The organism is Parafrankia soli, assembly GCF_001854695.1.
GTDB classification, from domain to species: Bacteria; Actinomycetota; Actinomycetes; order Frankiales; family Frankiaceae; genus Parafrankia; species Parafrankia soli.
Genome location: NZ_MAXA01000113.1, coordinates 223,354 through 240,507 on the forward strand (window position 1 = coordinate 223,354; position 17,154 = coordinate 240,507).

A 17,154-nucleotide genomic window follows, 5' to 3' on the forward strand; every position below is an offset into this window, starting at 1 on the left:
TGACCCGCTGTCACCCGGGAGGGTCGGGCCCGGCGCCGTCCGGCACAGCCGCGCCCGCGCGGGTCATGCCGGCGCGGGGCGGCCGTGCGGGGTCACGACTTCTCGGTGAACCTGGCCGTCAGATGGTCGGGAACCGGCTCGTAACCGAGGGGGCGGCGGCTGAAGACGCCCGTCCCGTGGCTCACGGAGCGTAGGTCGACGGCGTAGCGGGTCATCTCGGCCGCGGGGATCTCCGCGTGGATGGCGGTGCGCGCCGGGACCTCCGGGCCGCCGTTGCCGACCGGCGCCATCCCCACGACCCGGCCGCGCCGCGCGGAGACGTCGCTCATCACCGCGCCGACGTGCTCGTCGGGCACGGTGACGTGCACCTCCAGGACGGGTTCGAGCAGCACCACGCCGACCGCGCGCGCGGCCTCCCGCAGCGCCAGGCCGCCGGCCGCCTGGAAGGCCATGTCGGACGAGTCGACGCTGTGCGCCTTCCCGTCGACCAGGCGCACCCGCAGGTCGACGGCGGGGAACCCGGCCTCCAACCCCCGCTCCAGCTGGGCCCGCACTCCCTTCTCCACCGAGGGAATGAACTGGCGGGGGACCGCGCCGCCGACGACCTCGTCCACGAACTCGAAGCCGCTGCCGGCGGGCAGCGGCTCGACCTTGAGGCGGCAGATCGCGTACTGCCCGTGGCCGCCCGACTGCTTCACCAGCCGCCCGACGCCCTCGGCCGGCCCGCGCAGCGTCTCCCGCATGGGAACCCGCAGCGGGATCTTCTCGAGGGTGACGCCGAACCGCTCCCGCAGGCGGTCCAGGACGACGTCGCAGTGGGCCTCGCCCATGGACCACAGGACGAGCTGGCCGGTCTCGGCGTCCTGCGTGACGGCCAGGGTGGGGTCCTCGGCGCAGACGCGGCCCAGCGCCGCGGACAGCTTGCTCTCGTCGGAGCGGGCCGGGGCGCGCACGGCTACGGGCAGCAGCGGCTCCGGCATCGTCCAGGCGGGCAGGTGGTGCGGGTCCGCCGGGTCGGAGAGGGTGTCCCCGGTCTCGGCGGTGGACAGCCGGGTGATGACGCAGATCCCGCCGGCGGCGCACTCGTCAACCGAGTGCAGCGCGATGCCGACGGCCTGCGAGAGCGCCCCGACCCGTTCGTCGTCGTCGTGGTCGGGATGTCCGGCGGCCGCTCGTCCGTGGCCTGAGACGTGTACGGCCGCGTCGGGGCGCAGGATGCCGGAGAAGACCCGGACGAGGGACATCCGGCCGATGTACGGGTCGGTGGTGGTGCGGACGATCTCGGCGACCAGGGGCCCGGCCGGGTCGCCGACCGCCGGTGGGCACGGTGAACCGTCCGGGCGGGTGAGGCTGGGCAGCGGGTGCTCGCGCGGGGACGGGAAGGCGTGTGCGAACAGGTCGAGCAGCTCCACGGTGCCCAGGCCGGGCGGCACGCCACGAGCTCCGGCCGCGGCGCGTGACGGTACCGCGAGCGGCAGGACGGGGTAGAACGACCCGCGCGCCACCGCGGTCTCCAGGTCGTCGAGCAGCATCTTGGGGTCGAGCTCCTCGCCGCCGAGGTACCGCTCGAGCAGGCTCTCGTCCTCGCTCTCGGCGATGATCCCCTCGACCAGGGCACCGCGCGCCGCCCCCGCGGCGCCGGTCAGCTCGGCCGGGGGCTCCTGCTCGCGGCGGGTCCCGGCCGAGTACTCGATCACCCGTCCGGTGAGCAGGGCGACGAGCCGGGACGGCTCCGCGCCGCCGGGTTCGGGCAGGTAGACGGGCAGGACTCCGGCGCCGAAAGTCTCCTGGCAGGCGAGCAGGGTCGCGTCGAAGTCGGCCCGGGGATGGTCCAGCCGGGTGATGGCGATCGCGCGGGGCATGCCGACCGCCGCGCACTCCTCCCAGAGCATCCTGGTCGACCCGTCGATGTCCTCGAGGGCGCTGATGACGAACAGGGCGGCGTCCGCCGCGCGCAGGCCCGCTCGCAGCTCCCCGACGAAGTCCGGGTATCCGGGGGTGTCCAGCAGGTTCACGGCCAGGCCACGGTGGCACAGCGAGGCCAGGACGAGCGAGATGCTCCGCTGGGCCGGTTCTCCGCCGGGGGATGCGCCCGCGCCGCCCCCGGCGGCACCCACCCCGGGCGCGCCCCCGTCGGCCCCGGCGCGGGCCTGGCCGCCGGCGCCTCTGCCGTTGGCGTTGGCGCGGCCGTTGCCACCCTTCCTGCCGCTGCCGCTGCCGTTGCCGGCGGCTGGCATGGTGGCGGCGGGCTGCCCGTCGAGGAACTCGGCCACCTGGAGGAGATGCCGCAGCAGGGTCGTCTTGCCGGCACCGGTGTGCCCGACGAGGACCACGTTGCGCACATCACACGGAGTTGCTGACATTCCGGCCTCCCAACAGGGTGCGGCGGAGCCGGTGCGCCGGCGCGACTCCGCCGGCGCGGATCCGCCTGGCTCGCGGTGCCCGCGGCCGGCCGAGGGGCCGTACCCCGCGGGCGTGCTGTGTTCTGCGTGGCAGGTCTTGCGTGGCAGGTCCTGCGCGCCGTGTCTGTCGTGTGTCCGCCGCGGGCACTGGTACGTACCCCGAAGAGTCCTCCGATGTGACGTGGGGAACAACCCCAGCCCCGATCGTGATCGGATATGAGCGGATCGTGACGGCGGTACTGTGAGACCGCCCCAACCCGGGCGGTACGCCAGAGACGACGGGACGGACATGCTCGCAAGCAAGGCGCGACCCCAGATCCAGAAGGTGCTCGATCCGTTGAGCCAGTGGGCCGCGCGCTCGTCGGTGTCACCCGACATGGTGACGGTGATCGGCACGATCGGGGTGGCCGGCGGGGCCCTCGGCTTCTTCACCCGCGGAGTGTTCTTCGTCGGAACGCTCGTCATCACCCTGTTCGTCTTCTCGGACCTGATGGACGGGGTGATCGCCCGGGCCCGCGGCATCTCCTCCAAGTGGGGCGCGTTCCTGGACTCGACCTCCGACCGGGTCGGCGACGGCGCGATCTTCGGGTCACTGGTGATCTGGTACGCGGGCGACGGCGACTCGCTGCCGCTGGCGGGCGCCGCCCTGCTCTGCCTGGTCGCCGGCTCCGTGACCTCGTATGTCAAGGCCCGCGCCGAGGGCCTGGGGTTCAGCTGTGACGTCGGGTTCGCCGAGCGCGGCGAGCGTCTGCTGATCCTGCTCGTGGCCGCCGGCCTGTACGGCCTGGGCGTGCCCTATTTGCTGCCCGCGGCGCTGTGGTTCCTGGTCGGGGCTACCCTGCTCACCGTGAGCCAGCGGGTGGTGCACGTGCACCGCCAGTTCGTCCGGTCCGGGCGGCCCACGCTCGCCCCGCCGGCCGGCTCGCCGGCACCCGACCCGGCTGTCGAGCAGCCCGGCTCGCCGGGCGGCGACCCGTCCGGTGCCGCGTCGGTCATGAGCGCGGGCGGCGGCATGGACGGCGCGCCCACCCCGGCCGGGGTGGGCGGCGCGCAGCAGCCGGCGGTGCCGGCACAGCAGCCGCAGCCGCCGGTGCCCGCGGTGCCGCGGATCGCTCCGGGCCACTGACCGCCCGAATCGGAACCGACCGTCGATGACGTCCGCGGGGCGGGTGACGCTGCTCGGCTACGTGCTGGGGTGGCGTCTCGTCCGGCTGCTGCCCGAGCGCGTCGCCGCCTGGTGTTTCGCCCGCGCCGCGGATCTCGCCCACCGCCGTGGCGGGCGCGGGACGGCGCGGCTGCGCGCCAACCTGGCCCGGGTCGTGCCGCCGGGCACCGACCTCGACGCGCTGACCCGGTCCGCGCTGCGCTCCTACGCGCGGTACTGGATGGAGGTCTTCCGTCTCCAGGACATGCCGACCCGCCGGCTGATCGGCGCCATGCGGGTGCTCGACGAGGACCGGCTGCGCCGCGCGCACGCGACCGGCCGGGGCGTCATCCTGGCCCTGCCGCACATGGGGAACTGGGAGCAGGCCGGGGCGTGGCTGGTGGCCACCGGCATCCCGTTCACGACGGTGGCCGAGCGGCTGCGCCCCGAGGAGCTCTTCGAGCGGTTCGTCCGGTTCCGTACCGCGCTCGGCATGGAGGTCATCCCGCTGACCGGCGGTACGCAACCGCCGTCGGACCTGCTGGCCGAGCGGCTGCGCGCCGGCGGCGCCCTGTGCCTGCTGGCGGACCGCGACCTCAGCTCCGCCGGGGTTGCCGTCACCTTCTTCGGGGCGACGGCGACCATGCCGCCGGGGCCGGCCGCGCTCGCGCTGCGCACCGGGGCGGTCCTGCTGCCGGTCACGCTGTGGTTCGACGACGACGGCTGGAGCGCGCGGATCCATCCCGAGGTCGAGCACACCGACATCCCGGCCATGACCCAGCGGCTCGCGGACGAGTTCGCCTCCGGCATCGCCGCCCATCCGTCCGACTGGCACATGCTCCAGCGGATCTGGCCCGACCGGTCATGAGGAGCAGCCGGCGGTGAGAATCGGACTCGCCTGCCCCTACACCTGGGACGTGCCCGGGGGCGTCCAGGCGCACGTGCGTGACCTCGCCGAGACGCTGCTCGACGCCGGGCACGAGGTCTCGGTGATCACCCCGGTGGACGACGAGTCCACGCTGCCGGCGTACGCCGTGGACGCCGGCCGCGCGGTGCCGGTGCCCTACAACGGCTCGGTGGCCCGGCTGCTCATGGGGCCGGTCTCGGCCGCCCGGGTGCGTCGGTGGCTGCGCGAGCACGACTTCGACGTGCTGCACGCGCACGAGCCGACCGCGCCCAGTGTCAGCCTGCTGGCCTGCATGCTCGCGGACGGCCCGCTGGTGGCGACCTTCCACACCGCCAACCCCAGGTCAAGGATCCTCACCGCGGGGCACCGCGCGCTGCGGCCGTCGCTGGAGAAGCTGCGGGCACGGATCGCCGTGTCCGAGGCGGCACGGCGCACGCTCGTGGAGCACCTCGGCACCGGCGCGATCCTCATCCCGAACGGAGTGGCCGTGCGGGCCTTCGAGGGCGCCCGCCCACTGCCCGGCTACGGCACCGCGCCGACGGTGGCGTTCCTCGGCCGGATCGACGAGCCGCGCAAGGGCCTGGACGTGCTGATGGCCGCGTTCCCGAGGCTCGTCGAGAAGGTGCCGGACGTCCGCCTGCTGGTCGCGGGCCCCGGCGACACCGAGGCGGTGCGCTCCCGCATCGACCCCGCGCTGCTCGGACGGGTCGACCTGGTAGGGCTCGTCCCGGAGGCCGACAAGGCCGCGGTGTTCGCCTCCGGCAGCGTGTACTGTGCCCCGAACACGGGGCAGGAGAGCTTCGGGATCGTGCTGCTCGAGGCGATGGCGGCCGGGACGCCGGTCGTCGCGAGCGACATCGACGCGTTCCGGCGGGTGCTCGACAACGGGCGGGCCGGGCGGTTGTTCGGGGTGGGGGAGCCGGCGGAGCTGGCGGCGAACCTGGCCGAGCTGATCGAGGACCCGGCCGAGCGAGCCCGGCTGGCCGAGCGCGGCCGCGCCGTCGTCGCCCGGTACGACTGGCGGGTGATCGCCCAGAGCATCGTCGGCGTGTACGAGATGGTCTCCGGTGACCGCCCGGTGTCGGTCGCCGCCCCCGAGGAGAGCTGAGCCGGCCGGCCGGTATCCCGCGGCGGCCGGATCGCGGCGCCGGCCGGTGTCCTGTGCCCGGCGATATCCCGCGCCGGCCGATATCACCGACCGGCCGTGACCTGTCCACCGGGGTTGACTACGCTGCGCGAGATGACAGTCGTGGTGGTCGTGGTGGTGGCCGTAGTGGTGATCGCCACCTACCTGACCTGGCTGGCGAGTCGGCTCGACCGGCTGGCCGGCCGGGTCGACGCGGCGCGCGCCGGCCTCGTGGTCCAGCTCATGGCCCGGGCCGACGCGGCGCACGAGCTCGCCCGCCGCCGTGACCTCGCCGAGCTCGCCGACATGGCCGAGCGTGCCCGGGCCGGCCATGCCGCCCTGCTCGCCGGCGCCGGTCTGGGCACCACCGCGGAGGACGCGGAGAACGCGCTGAGCCGGGCGCTGCGCGCCCCGGCCGTCGTCGCCGTGGGGCAGCGCGCCCCGGAGGAGGTGCGCGCCGTCGACTCGGCGGCGGCCCGGGTGGCCCTGGCCCGCCAGTTCCACAACGACGCGGTCGGCGACGTCCGCTCGCTCGCCGGCCGGCGCCTGGTGCGAGTCCTGCACCTGTCGGGGCGCCGGCCGCTGCCCGCCTACTTCGAGATCGACGACGCGCTGCCCGCCTGGGAGGAGGACCCCCCGCCCCGTTCGGACGACCCGGCCGGGATCCCCGGAGCCTGAGCGCTCGCGTTGCGCGTGGTCCCCTGCTGGTCCGGCACGGCGCTCTGGTCGGGCTGCCCCGCGCCCGCGTCGGGCACCGGCCCGAGACACAGGACGAAGTCAGGCCCCGGCCCGGTCTGCGTGTAGCTCGCGGTCGTCTCCGTCCAGAGGTCGCACCGGGCGTCGGAGTCGCCGTCCAGCCTGGTCAGGACGACGTACTGGGCCTGCGGTGACGCGCAGTCGACGATCGAGATCCGCTGGCCGTCCCGGCGGACGCAGTCGCCGGAGCGGGCCCCCGCCTCACTCGGGTCGCTCGTCGCGATCGCCGCCACGACCAGCGCGAGCGCGAGGAGCGGGACCAGCAGGCCGAGGGCCTCGGGCCGGCGGAACAGCGGGCGTCCCGGCCGCAGCGGCGGGGCGAGGGCGGGCCCCGGCGGGGGCAGCTTGCCGATCTTCGAGTGCTCGGTGAAGTTCAGCAGCAGGATCACCGGGGTGATGAACAGCGACGCGATGCCCCACCAGCCCTGCCAGAGCGTTCGCGCGTTCATGGCGCGCAGCGTCGCGGTGCCGCAGGTGCGGCAGAACGGTCCGTGCTCGGCGCGGAACCGCATGAAGATGATGAAGCCCTGGTGCCCGCGGATCGTCGCGGGCACGGCCGGGGCCGCACCGCAGATCCGGCACCGCGTCCCCCCGGGCCATCCGGCGGGCCCCGGCCGCGCCCACGGCTGGGGCCCCGCGGGCCCCGGCGCCGCGTACGGCCCGCCTGGCGGAGGCCCGGTCGGCGGCGGGGGGCCGGGGAAGGGCGGCGAGCCACCACCCGGCCGGCCCGGATACGGCCCGCTGGGTGCCGGCCCGGGGTAGGGCCCGGCGCCGGGCGGGGGCCCGTAGCCGCCGGGCGCGCCGCCACCCCACGGCGGCTGTCCAGGAGCAGGTTGCCCAGGTCCAGGCTGCGGGCCGGGCGGTCCACCGCCGTAGGGACTTGTCATGACTCTCCTGGAAGGTTCCGCGTCGTGGCACGGCAGGATACTGCGCTGGTCACCGGGCGGATATCGGTACGGACACCCGGTGTGCCCTCCGGTGCGCCGCCTGGTGCGGGGCCCCGGTGTGGAGATCGCCACCGTCGGTGGTGATCTCCACGATGCCGAAGATGGGGTAGGGCATGCGCGTCTCGGCCGTACCATGGAGCCGAATCCATGTCCGTCCGGGTCCGTCCGGCCCGGAACGACCACTCCCGTCCGGAGATCCCGTCCGAAGTACTTGTCCGAACTACCCGAAAGAGACGACACATGATGTCCGACGGCCTGACCGCCCCCGCCCCCGCCCCGGGCGCTTCGCCATCCGGCCCCGTCGCGCCGGCGGACGGCGCGGAGCGGCACGCCGGCACCGCCCGGGTCAAGCGCGGCATGGCGGAGATGCTCAAGGGCGGCGTCATCATGGACGTCGTCACCCCCGARCAGGCCCGCATCGCCGAGGAGGCGGGCGCCGTCGCGGTCATGGCGCTGGAGCGGGTGCCCGCGGACATCCGGGCGCAGGGCGGCGTGGCGCGGATGAGCGACCCCGACATGATCTCCGGGATCATCGAGGCGGTCTCGATCCCGGTCATGGCCAAGGCCCGCATCGGGCACTTCGTCGAGGCGCAGATCATCCAGGCGCTGGGTGTGGACTACGTCGACGAGTCCGAGGTCCTCACCCCGGCGGACCCGAACCACCACATCGACAAGTGGGGCTTCACGGTTCCCTTCGTCTGCGGAGCGACGAACCTGGGCGAGGCGCTGCGGCGGATCTCCGAGGGTGCCGCGATGATCCGCTCGAAGGGCGAGGCGGGCACCGGCGAGGTCTCCAACGCCGTGGTGCACATGCGCACGATCCGGTCGGAGATCGCGCGGCTGTCGGGGCTGCCGTCCGAGGAGCTCTACGCCGCGGCCAAGGAGCTGCGTGCGCCGGTGGAGCTGGTCACCGAGGTCGCGCGGCTGGGCCGGCTGCCGGTCGTGCTGTTCACCGCGGGCGGCATCGCCACCCCGGCCGACGCGGCGCTGATGATGCAGCTCGGCGCGGACGGCGTGTTCGTCGGCTCCGGCATCTTCAAGTCCGGCGACCCGGCGCGGCGCGCCCGGGCGATCGTCGAGGCCACGACCATGTACAACGACCCCGGCGTGCTGGCGAAGGTGTCGCGCGGCCTCGGTGAGGCCATGGTCGGCATCAACGTCGGCGAGCTCCCGCCCGAGGCGCGCTTCGCCGCCCGCGGCTGGTGAGCGTCCCGCGGATCGGCGTCCTGGCGCTGCAGGGCGATGTGCGCGAGCACGTCCGCGCCCTGCGCGAGGCCGGAGCCGACGCCGGTGAGGTGCGCCGGGCCGGTGAGCTCGCCGAGCTGGACGGCCTGGTCCTGCCCGGTGGCGAGTCCACTACGATCGGGCGGTTGCTGCGCGTGTTCGACCTGCTCGAACCGCTGCGGGCCGCCGTGGCCGGTGGTCTGCCGGTGTTCGGCTCGTGCGCGGGCATGATCCTGCTCGCGCAGGACGTGATCGACGGCCGCCCGGGCCAGCCGCTCATCGGTGGGCTCGACGTGGTCGTCCGGCGCAACGCCTTCGGCCGCCAGGTGGAGTCGTTCGAGACCGACCTGGTGGTGGACGGCGTCGACGGGCCGGCGGTGCACGCCGTCTTCATCCGGGCACCGTGGGTAGAAAAGGCGGGGGACGGCGTCGAGGTACTGGCCCGGGTCGCCGACCGGCCGGTCGCGGTCCGGCAGGGGCCGCTGCTGGCCACGTCGTTCCATCCTGAACTGACGGGGGACATCCGGGTGCACCGGCTGTTCGTGGAGATCGTCCGATCCGAGCTCGGGCTCAAGAGGGGCAGGTCATGAGCGGTCACTCCAAGTGGGCGACCACCAAGCACAAGAAGGCGGTCGTCGACGCACGCCGGGGCAAGCTGTTCGCCAAGCTGGTCAAGACCGTCGAGGTCGCGGCCAAGACGGGCGGCGGCGACCCGGCCGGCAACCCGACGCTGGCGGACGCGATCGCCAAGGCGAAGTCCCAGTCGGTGCCGAACGACAACATCGACCGGGCCATCAAGCGGGGCTCCGGCGAACTCGCCGGCGGGGTGAGCTACGAGTCGGTCACCTACGAGGCCTACGGGCCGAGCGGGGTCGCCGTGCTCGTCGAGTGCCTCACCGACAACCGCAACCGGGCCGCCTCCGACGTCCGGGTCGCGATCACCCGCAACGGCGGCACCCCGGCCGACCCGGGCTCGGTGTCGTACCTGTTCAACCGCAAGGGCGTCATCCTGATCGACAAGACGCCCGACCTCACCGAGGACGACATCCTCCTGGCCGTGCTGGACGCCGGGGCGGAGGAGGTCAACGACGTCGGGGAGGCGTTCGAGGTCGTCTCCGAGGCCACCGACCTGCACGCCGTGCGGGTGGCGGCGGCGGAGGCCGACCTGACGGTCGCCTCGGCGGACATCTCCTGGCTGCCCTCGGTGAGCGTCCCGCTCGACGCGGAGCCGGCCCGGAAGGTCCTCAAGCTGGTCGAGGCGCTCGAGGATCTCGACGACGTCCAGAACGTCTGGTTCAACGCGGACATCTCCGACGACGTGATGGAGCTCGTCTCCAGCTGAGCCCGCGCCGTCCGGGTATTGCCGGGCGGTCGCCTGTTCGGCGTGTCGTGGATGTCGGTGTTGCCCCGGCCACTAGGATCGAACGGATGTTCGTCAGTGTGGTCGGGAGGGCTCGGTGCGTGTACTCGGAGTCGACCCGGGGCTGACCCGCTGCGGCCTCGGGGTGGTCGACGGCGGCCCCGGCCGCCGGGCCAGCCTGGTCGAGGTCGGCGTGGTGCGCACGTCTGCCTCGGACGAGGTGGCCGACCGGCTGCGGGCCGTCTCCGAGGGCGTGGACGAGTGGCTGGACCGGGTCCGCCCGGACGCGGTCGCGGTCGAGAAGGTTTTCAGCCAGGCCAACGTGCGCACGGTGATGGGCACCGCGCAGGCCGGCGCGGTGGCCATCGTCGCCGCGGCCCGGCGCGGGCTGCCGATCGGTCTGTACACGCCGAGCGAGGTCAAGGCCGCCGTCACCGGCAGCGGGCGCGCGGACAAGGCCCAGGTGGGGTTCATGGTGACGAAGCTGCTGGATCTTCCGGAGGCGCCGCGCCCGGCGGACGCCGCCGACGCGCTCGCCCTGGCCCTGTGCCACCTGTGGCGCGGGCCGGCACTGGCCCGGATGCGCGCCGCGACCCCCGCGCGGAGCCCGGGCGTGCCGGGTGGCCGGCGATGATCGCGTCGGTCAGCGGCACGGTGGAGGTGCTCTCGCCCGGCTCGGCGGTCGTCGACGTCGGCGGCGTCGGCGTCCTGGTGTGGTGCACGCCGTCGACGCTGGCCCGGCTGCGGGTCGGCGAGCGCGCGCGGTTGGCGACGACCCTCGTCGTCCGGGAGACCGAGCTGACGCTGTACGGGTTCCGCGACGCCGACGAGCGGGACGTCTTCGAGATCCTGCAGGGCGCGGCCGGGGTGGGGCCCAGGCTCGCCCAGGCCGTCCTCGGCGTGCACAGCCCGGACGTCATCCGTCGGGCTGTCGCGGAGGAGGACCTGGCCACGCTCACCAAGGTGCCGGGCATCGGCCGCAAGAGCGCCCAGCGCATCGTGCTCGACCTGCGGGACAGGCTCGGCCCGCCGTCCTCCCCGGTCCCGCCGCCGCGCGCCGCGGCGCCGCCGCCGGCCGCCGCGGATCCGCGTCTCGGCGCCGCGGGCGAGCAGGTCCGGGACGCGCTGGTCGGCCTCGGTTACTCCGCGAAGGAGGCGCTGGACGCGGTGGTCGCGGCTCGGACGGCGCTACACGGCCCCGGCGACGGCGCGGCCGTGACCGACGGCGGTGACGGCGTGACGGGTGACGGCGCGGCGGGCGACGCGGACCCCGCCGGTCCGGTCGACCCCGCGGCGCTGCTGCGGGCGAGCCTCGCCGTGCTGCGGCCGCGATGACGCCCCGGATGACGACGCCCTGGAGGTCGCCGTGAGCGGCGAGGGCCTGGTCTCGGCGGCGGCGGCCCCCGAGGAGCAGGCGTTCGAGGCCGGCCTGCGCCCGAAGAACCTGGACGAGTTCGTCGGCCAGCGCAAGGTGCGGGAGCAGCTTTCGATCATGCTCGAGGGGGCGCGCGGCCGCGGCCGCCCGCCTGACCACGTGCTCCTGTCCGGTCCACCCGGGCTGGGTAAGACAAGCCTGGCGATGATCATCGCCGAGGAGCTCGGCGTGCCGCTGCGGATGACCAGCGGCCCGGCGATCGAGCGGGCCGGTGACCTGGTGGCGATCCTGACCGCGCTCACGCCCGGCGAGGTGCTCTTCCTCGACGAGATCCACCGCATCGCCCGTCCCGCCGAGGAGCTGCTGTACGCGGCGATGGAGGACTTCCGCGTCGACGTGGTCCTCGGCAAGGGCCCGGGCGCGACGGCGATCCCGCTCGACCTGGCGCCGTTCACGCTGGTCGGCGCCACGACCCGCTCCGGCCTGCTGACCGGCCCGCTGCGGGACAGGTTCGGCTTCACCGGCCACATGGACTTCTACGACGCCGCCGAGCTCGCGCTGGTGCTGACGCGCTCGGCCCGGCTGCTCGGCGTCCAGCTGACCGAGGGCGGCGCGGTCGAGGTGGCGGGCCGCTCCCGGGGCACCCCGCGGATCGCGAACCGGCTGCTGCGCCGGGTCCGCGACTACGCGGAGGTCCGTGCCGACGGTGTGGTCTCCCGCGAGGTGGCCCGCGCCGCCCTGCGGATCTACGACGTGGACGCTCTCGGCCTGGACCGGCTCGACCGGGCGGTGCTCGACGCGCTGGTCCGCCGGTTCGGCGGCGGGCCGGTGGGGCTGAGCACCCTTGCCGTGGCGGTGGGTGAGGAGGTCGACACGGTCGAGGACGTCTCGGAGCCGTTCCTGCTCCGGGCCGGCCTGCTGATCCGCACGGCCCGGGGGAGGGTGGCGACCCCGGCCGCGTTCACCCACCTGGGCCTCGAGCCTCAGTCGGACCAACTCGGCAGGTCACAGGCACCGGCGGCCCTGTTCGGGGAGGACCCGCCGGCGTCCTGAACCGCCGTCCGGGTGGGTCGGCCGGTGCCTTCGGGGAACACACCACCGGCCTGCCCGCTGTGGGTGTGGCGCGGATACGTACGATCAGCCGCGACACCCAGGAGGGCGGGACGTGCAGGTAATCGCGGCCGTGACAAGCGCGGCGGACAACAACGGCGGCAGCTCCATCAGTGGGCTGATCTTCCCAATACTGATCGTCCTTCTGATCGTCTACTTCTTCTCGACCCAGCGGCGCCGTGCGCGTGCGCAGCAGCAGCAGCTTTCCCAGATCGTCCCCGGCACGCTGGTCCTGACCACCGCCGGCCTCTACGCGACCGTCGTCGAGATGGACGGCGCCGACGTCCTGCTGGAGATCGCGCCGGACGTCGTCTGCCGGTTCGGCCGCAGCGCGATCGCCCGGGTGATCAGCACGCCCGGCCAGGACGGCGACACGGACGAGGACACCGACGGCCATCCGGACACCGACGGTCACCCGGACACGGACGGACCCGGCCCGGACGCGACCGGGAAGTCCCTCGGTGGCGACTCCGGCACGGGGAGCGGGGACGCCGGCACCGGTGCCGGCGGAGCGACCGGCAGCGGGGCCGGCCGCGGTGCCGAGAGCACGGACGACGCCGCGCGGCCGCCGCGCAAGGAACTGTAGGACGCGCCGTGGTTGTAGGGCGTTTCGCGCCCCCTTGCGCCCGGTTCAGGGGGCGCGCGGGCGGCCGCTAGGGGTCTGTGGTGCGGCCGTGGTGCCTGCCGTCGCTGACCGTCACGCGCCTGTCGGCAGCCGGTGGTGTCACAGCCGGGCCGTCGGAACGTACCCTCGGTGACACTCGTTCGGAATCGTTGAGCGCCGCCGGGATCGGTGACGGTGTGTGAGGAAGGGACTTGGCGTTGGCACGTCGCTCGGCACGAGCCTCCGGAGGCGTCTCCGTCGGCGCCCGGCTCGGAGTACTCGGTGCTCTGCTCGCCGTCCTCTATGGCCTGATGGCCGTCACCGGGGTCTGGACGCCCAAGCTCGGCCTGGACCTCCAGGGCGGGACAAGCGTCATCCTCACCCCGCGTTCGATCACCGGCGGATCGGTCGACAACGGGGCTCTCAACAAGGCCGTGGACATCATCCGTGAGCGGGTGGACGGCCTCGGCGTGGCCGAGGCCGAGGTCCGCCGCGCGGGTAACACCATCGAGATCTCCGTGCCGGGCCGCGGCCGCAACGACGTCGTCGACCTGGTGGGCCAGACCGCTGAGCTGCGCTTCCGCGAGGTCTACCGGGCCGACGTCGCGCAGTCGGCTCCCGCGCCGGCCGCGACACCCGCCCCGGGTGCGACACCCGCCCCGGGTGCGACGCCGACGCCGGGTGCGACGCCGACGCCGGGCGCCACACCCGCTCCGGCCGACATCGCGCCGGCGCCGACGGCCACCGCGCCCGCCTCGCAGCGGCCCGCCGCGCTCGGGCCCGCCCCGGGCATCGGCGAGCAGCCCGGCCTGGTGGCCCAGCCCGCCAGCTTCACGAGCGGGTCCGGGAGCTCCGGGCCCCGCATCGAGCTCGCGGCCGCGACCAACCAGTCCGCCTCGCCCGCGCCGGCCGCCGCTCCCACGGCCAGCGCGCCCGCCGCCACACAGCCGGCCGCGACCGACCCGGCCGCGACCAGTCCGGCCGTGACCGATCCGAACGCGGCGGTCGACCCGAACGCGCCGACGCCGCCCGCCGACGTCGCGGACAAGTTCGCCAACCTCACCTGCTCGGCCACCGGCGTGCGGAGCACCTCGGTGAGCCTGGACCGCCCCGAGGACTGGATCGCCGCCTGCGACCGCAACGGGACGACCAAGTACCTGCTCCAGCCCGCGGCCCTCGTGGGTACCGACGTGTCCACCGCCTCGGCGGGCCTGCTCAGCAGCGGTGGCGGAAGCACGAGCGTCACCACCGGCCAGTGGGTCGTCAACGTCGACTTCACCGGCTCCGGCCAGACCAAGTTCACGAACCTGACCGAGAAGACGATCGGCAACCAGGTCGCGATCGTGCTCGACGGCATCGTCCAGTCGGCGCCGCAGACGAACGAGCGGATCGCCGGCTCGGCGCAGATCTCGGGGAGCTTCTCCCAGTCCGACGCCGAGGACCTCGCGAACGTCCTGCGCTTCGGCGCGCTGCCGCTGGCCTTCGAGCGCTCGCAGGCCGAGTCGGTCTCCCCGACCCTGGGCCGCGAGTCACTGCACGGCGGGCTGCTGGCCGGCGCCATCGGGCTCGGCCTGGTGATCATCTACTCGTTCCTGTACTACCGGGCGCTGGGCATCGTCGTGATCGCCTCGCTGGGGGTCAGCGCGGCGCTCATCTACGCCTCGGTCGTCCTGCTCGGCGACGCGATCGGGTTCACCCTGACGCTCGCCGGCATCGCCGGACTGATCGTGTCGATCGGTGTGACAGCCGACTCGTTCGTCGTCTACTTCGAACGGATCAAGGACGAGGTCCGGGCCGGCCGCAGCGTACGGACCTCCGTCGAACGGGCCTGGCCGGCGGCCCGGCGCACCATGCTGTCCGCGGACACCGTGTCCTTCCTCGCCGCGGCGGTGCTCTACGTCCTGTCGGTCGGGTCGGTCCGGGGCTTCGCCTTCACCCTCGGCCTGTCGACGCTCATCGACGTCCTGATCATGTTCATCTTCACCCGTCCGCTGGTCACCGCGCTGGTCCGGCGGCCGTTGTTCAGTACCAACCGTTTCTCCGGCCTGATGGTGCGGTCGACCGGCGGTGCCGTCGCGGCGGACCGGCCGCGACTGACCCGGCGCGCGGACGCGAGCGCTCCCGGCGCCGAGGACGGCGGCCCACGGGCCGCCGGTGACCTTGACCCGCCGGATCCAGGACCCCGGCTCGAGAAGCCGGGCACGGGGCCGCGGGTGGCGGGCCGACGCACGGCCGGACAGAGGCGGGAGCACTGACATGTCGTTGATAGGTCGGCTCTACCGCAGCGAGTTCAGCGTCGACTTCGTCGGCCGTCGCCGTGTCTGGTACATCGTGTCCGGCGTGCTGATCACGATCTGCGCCCTCAGCATGATCTTCCGGGGATTCTCCCTCGGTATCGAGTTCTCCGGCGGCGCCGTCTTCCAGTTCCCGTCGAACGGCGGGACGGTCGAGCAGGTCGACAGCCTTCTGAGCAAGAACGGGATCGACACGTCCGACAGCGTCGTCCAGCAGCTCGAGACGTCCCGCCAGTTCCGGGTGCAGACGCCCACGCTGACCGACCAGCAGACCGAGGCGCTGCAGAAGGACTTCGCGACGAACTTCCACGTCGCCAACCCGGACGAGGACATCGCCGTCTCGACCGTCGGGTCGTCCTGGGGATCGACGATCACGAGCAAGGCGATCCAGGGCCTGATCGTGTTCCTCGTCCTGGTGATGATCTATCTGTCGATCCGGTTCGAGTGGAAGATGGCGGCGGCGGCGATGGCCGCGCTCATCCATGACCTCATCGTCACGATGGGTGTCTACTCGCTCGTCGGCTTCGAGGTCACCCCGTCCACGGTCATCGCCGTCCTGACCATCCTCGGCTTCTCGCTGTACGACACGGTGGTCGTCTTCGACCGGGTCCGCGAGAACACGGCGGGGATGGCGACGTCCTCGCGGCGCACCTACGCCGAGGCGACCAACGACGCGCTCAACGAGACGCTGGTCCGCTCGCTGAACACGTCCCTGATCGCGCTCATCCCGGTGGCCTCGCTGCTGTTCGTCGGCGCCGGCCTGCTGGGCGCCGGCACGCTCAAGGACCTCGCCCTCGCCCAGTTCGTCGGCATCGCCTCGGGCACCTACTCCTCGCTGTTCTTCGCCACCCCGCTGCTGGTCGACCTCAAGCGCGGTGAGCCGGCGGTGAAGGCACTCGACGCCCGGGTGCTGCGGGCGCGGGCGAGCGCCGCCCGCGCGGCCAAGACGACCGAGTCCGGGGGCGCCGGCCGGCCGGCGGCGCGCCGCGGCGCGGATCCGGAGACGGCCGTCCCACTGGCCGACCCGGACTCGGACCGGCGCGACGACGGCCGGGATCCGGCGGACACTGTCGGCATCGCCACCGGGATGCGCACGGCCCCGGCCGGGGCCGCCAGCGGCGCGGCCGGGCGTGGTGGCATGCCGTCGGCCCAGCGCCGCGCCCCGAACCGCAAACCGTCCCAGCGCGGCCGCCCGAGCGGCAAGAAGCGACGCTAGGGGCGGCTCGCCGCGACGGAGTAACAGAGGCAGAACCACGACCGGCAGAACCACGACCGGCACGACATCGGCGCGAACCGCCGCCCGCGGGGCGGCGACAACGAAGATCGGAGAGGTCACCACGATGACAAGCGTCGACAGCCAGCCGGACCTGAGCGCGGCCGAGGCCGTGCTGGGCGCCCACGTGCGCGACGTCATGGACTTCCCCAAGCCGGGAGTCGTCTTCAAGGACATCACCCCGCTGCTCTCGACCCCGGCCGCCTTCGGAGTGGTCGTCGGTGCGCTGGCGGACCTCGCCCGCGGGCTGGGCGCCACCACGATCGCCGGCATCGAGGCGCGTGGCTTCCTGCTGGCCGCCCCGGTCGCCGACCGGGTCGGCGCCGGCATCGTCCCGATCCGCAAGCAGGGCAAGCTGCCCGGCCGGACCCGCAGCGAGGCGTACGCGCTGGAGTACGGGACGGCCGTCCTGGAGATCCACGAGGACGCCGTCCCGACGGGTGAGCGGGTCCTGATCGTCGACGACGTGCTCGCCACCGGCGGCACCGCGGCCGCCGCGCACACCCTGCTGCGCGGGTGCGGCGCCGACGTGGTGGGGCTGGCGGTGCTGATGGAGCTGACCTTCCTCTCCGGGCGCGACCGGACCGGCACGCTCGACATCACCTCGATCATGAAGATCTGACCGTGTCCGG

The 17,154-nt window shown here is 74.0% G+C and carries 16 protein-coding genes; 14 read left to right on the plus strand and 2 right to left on the minus strand.

Features of this window, described 5'->3' with window-relative positions; genetic code table 11:
* Positions 1-92: 92 nt before the first annotated feature.
* Complete coding sequence (locus tag BBK14_RS11355; RefSeq protein WP_071061695.1) at positions 93-2,363, minus strand: elongation factor G-like protein EF-G2; 2,271 nt, start codon at positions 2,361-2,363, stop codon at positions 93-95.
* A 328-nt stretch (positions 2,364-2,691) separates the two neighbouring features.
* Between BBK14_RS11355 and pgsA the strand changes: the two genes are divergently transcribed.
* The 4 genes from pgsA to BBK14_RS11375 all read left to right on the plus strand — a co-directional run bounded on the left by pgsA (position 2,692) and on the right by BBK14_RS11375 (position 6,257).
* Positions 2,692-3,528, plus strand: a complete 837-nt coding sequence (pgsA, locus tag BBK14_RS11360; protein WP_071061697.1) for a phosphatidylinositol phosphate synthase — start codon at positions 2,692-2,694, stop codon at positions 3,526-3,528.
* A gap of 25 nt (positions 3,529-3,553) precedes the next feature.
* A complete protein-coding gene (locus BBK14_RS11365; protein WP_071061699.1) occupies positions 3,554-4,414 on the plus strand; it encodes a phosphatidylinositol mannoside acyltransferase in 861 nt (286 codons plus the stop codon).
* Positions 4,415-4,427: 13 nt separating this feature from the next.
* On the plus strand, positions 4,428-5,561 hold the full coding sequence (locus tag BBK14_RS11370; RefSeq protein ID WP_071061701.1) for a glycosyltransferase family 4 protein: 1,134 nt from the start codon (positions 4,428-4,430) through the stop codon (positions 5,559-5,561).
* Positions 5,562-5,693: 132 nt separating this feature from the next.
* On the plus strand, positions 5,694-6,257 hold the full coding sequence (locus tag BBK14_RS11375; RefSeq protein ID WP_071061703.1) for a hypothetical protein: 564 nt from the start codon (positions 5,694-5,696) through the stop codon (positions 6,255-6,257).
* Here BBK14_RS11375 and BBK14_RS11380 read toward each other — a convergent pair.
* Positions 6,170-6,889 carry an LppU/SCO3897 family protein gene (locus BBK14_RS11380; protein WP_071061706.1) on the minus strand — a complete coding sequence of 240 codons (720 nt, stop codon included), beginning with the start codon at positions 6,887-6,889 and terminating at the stop codon, positions 6,170-6,172. The genes BBK14_RS11375 and BBK14_RS11380 overlap by 88 nt on opposite strands.
* 633 nt (positions 6,890-7,522) lie before the next feature.
* Between BBK14_RS11380 and pdxS the strand changes: the two genes are divergently transcribed.
* The 10 genes from pdxS to BBK14_RS11430 all read left to right on the plus strand — a co-directional run bounded on the left by pdxS (position 7,523) and on the right by BBK14_RS11430 (position 17,144).
* Positions 7,523-8,488 carry a pyridoxal 5'-phosphate synthase lyase subunit PdxS gene (pdxS, locus tag BBK14_RS11385; protein ID WP_020462622.1) on the plus strand — a complete coding sequence of 322 codons (966 nt, stop codon included), beginning with the start codon at positions 7,523-7,525 and terminating at the stop codon, positions 8,486-8,488.
* Positions 8,485-9,096: a pyridoxal 5'-phosphate synthase glutaminase subunit PdxT gene (pdxT, locus tag BBK14_RS11390; protein WP_071061708.1), complete on the plus strand. Its 612-nt coding sequence runs from the start codon at positions 8,485-8,487 to the stop codon at positions 9,094-9,096. The genes pdxS and pdxT overlap by 4 nt, the downstream gene beginning before the upstream one ends.
* Entirely contained in the window at positions 9,093-9,848 is a 756-nt protein-coding gene (locus BBK14_RS11395) for a YebC/PmpR family DNA-binding transcriptional regulator (RefSeq protein WP_071061710.1), read from the plus strand. The genes pdxT and BBK14_RS11395 overlap by 4 nt, the downstream gene beginning before the upstream one ends.
* A gap of 115 nt (positions 9,849-9,963) precedes the next feature.
* Positions 9,964-10,500, plus strand: coding sequence for a crossover junction endodeoxyribonuclease RuvC (gene ruvC, locus BBK14_RS11400; protein ID WP_071061712.1), 537 nt, complete (start codon positions 9,964-9,966; stop codon positions 10,498-10,500).
* Positions 10,497-11,201, plus strand: a complete 705-nt coding sequence (gene ruvA, locus BBK14_RS11405; protein ID WP_071061807.1) for a Holliday junction branch migration protein RuvA — start codon at positions 10,497-10,499, stop codon at positions 11,199-11,201. The genes ruvC and ruvA overlap by 4 nt, the downstream gene beginning before the upstream one ends.
* Positions 11,202-11,232: 31 nt before the next feature.
* Entirely contained in the window at positions 11,233-12,294 is a 1,062-nt protein-coding gene (gene ruvB / locus BBK14_RS11410; protein WP_071061805.1) for a Holliday junction branch migration DNA helicase RuvB, read from the plus strand.
* A gap of 112 nt (positions 12,295-12,406) precedes the next feature.
* The gene (gene yajC / locus BBK14_RS11415; protein ID WP_071061714.1) at positions 12,407-12,937 is read left to right on the plus strand and encodes a preprotein translocase subunit YajC; all 531 of its coding nucleotides are present in this window, start codon (positions 12,407-12,409) and stop codon (positions 12,935-12,937) included.
* Between the two features lie 236 nt (positions 12,938-13,173).
* Positions 13,174-15,210 carry a protein translocase subunit SecD gene (gene secD, locus BBK14_RS11420; protein WP_071061716.1) on the plus strand — a complete coding sequence of 679 codons (2,037 nt, stop codon included), beginning with the start codon at positions 13,174-13,176 and terminating at the stop codon, positions 15,208-15,210.
* 1 nt (position 15,211) lies between these two features.
* Positions 15,212-16,465 (plus strand): protein translocase subunit SecF, encoded by a 1,254-nt coding sequence (gene secF, locus BBK14_RS11425; protein ID WP_071061718.1) that lies wholly within the window; start codon positions 15,212-15,214, stop codon positions 16,463-16,465.
* Positions 16,466-16,589: 124 nt separating this feature from the next.
* Complete coding sequence (locus tag BBK14_RS11430; protein ID WP_071061720.1) at positions 16,590-17,144, plus strand: adenine phosphoribosyltransferase; 555 nt, start codon at positions 16,590-16,592, stop codon at positions 17,142-17,144.
* Positions 17,145-17,154 lie beyond the last annotated feature (10 nt).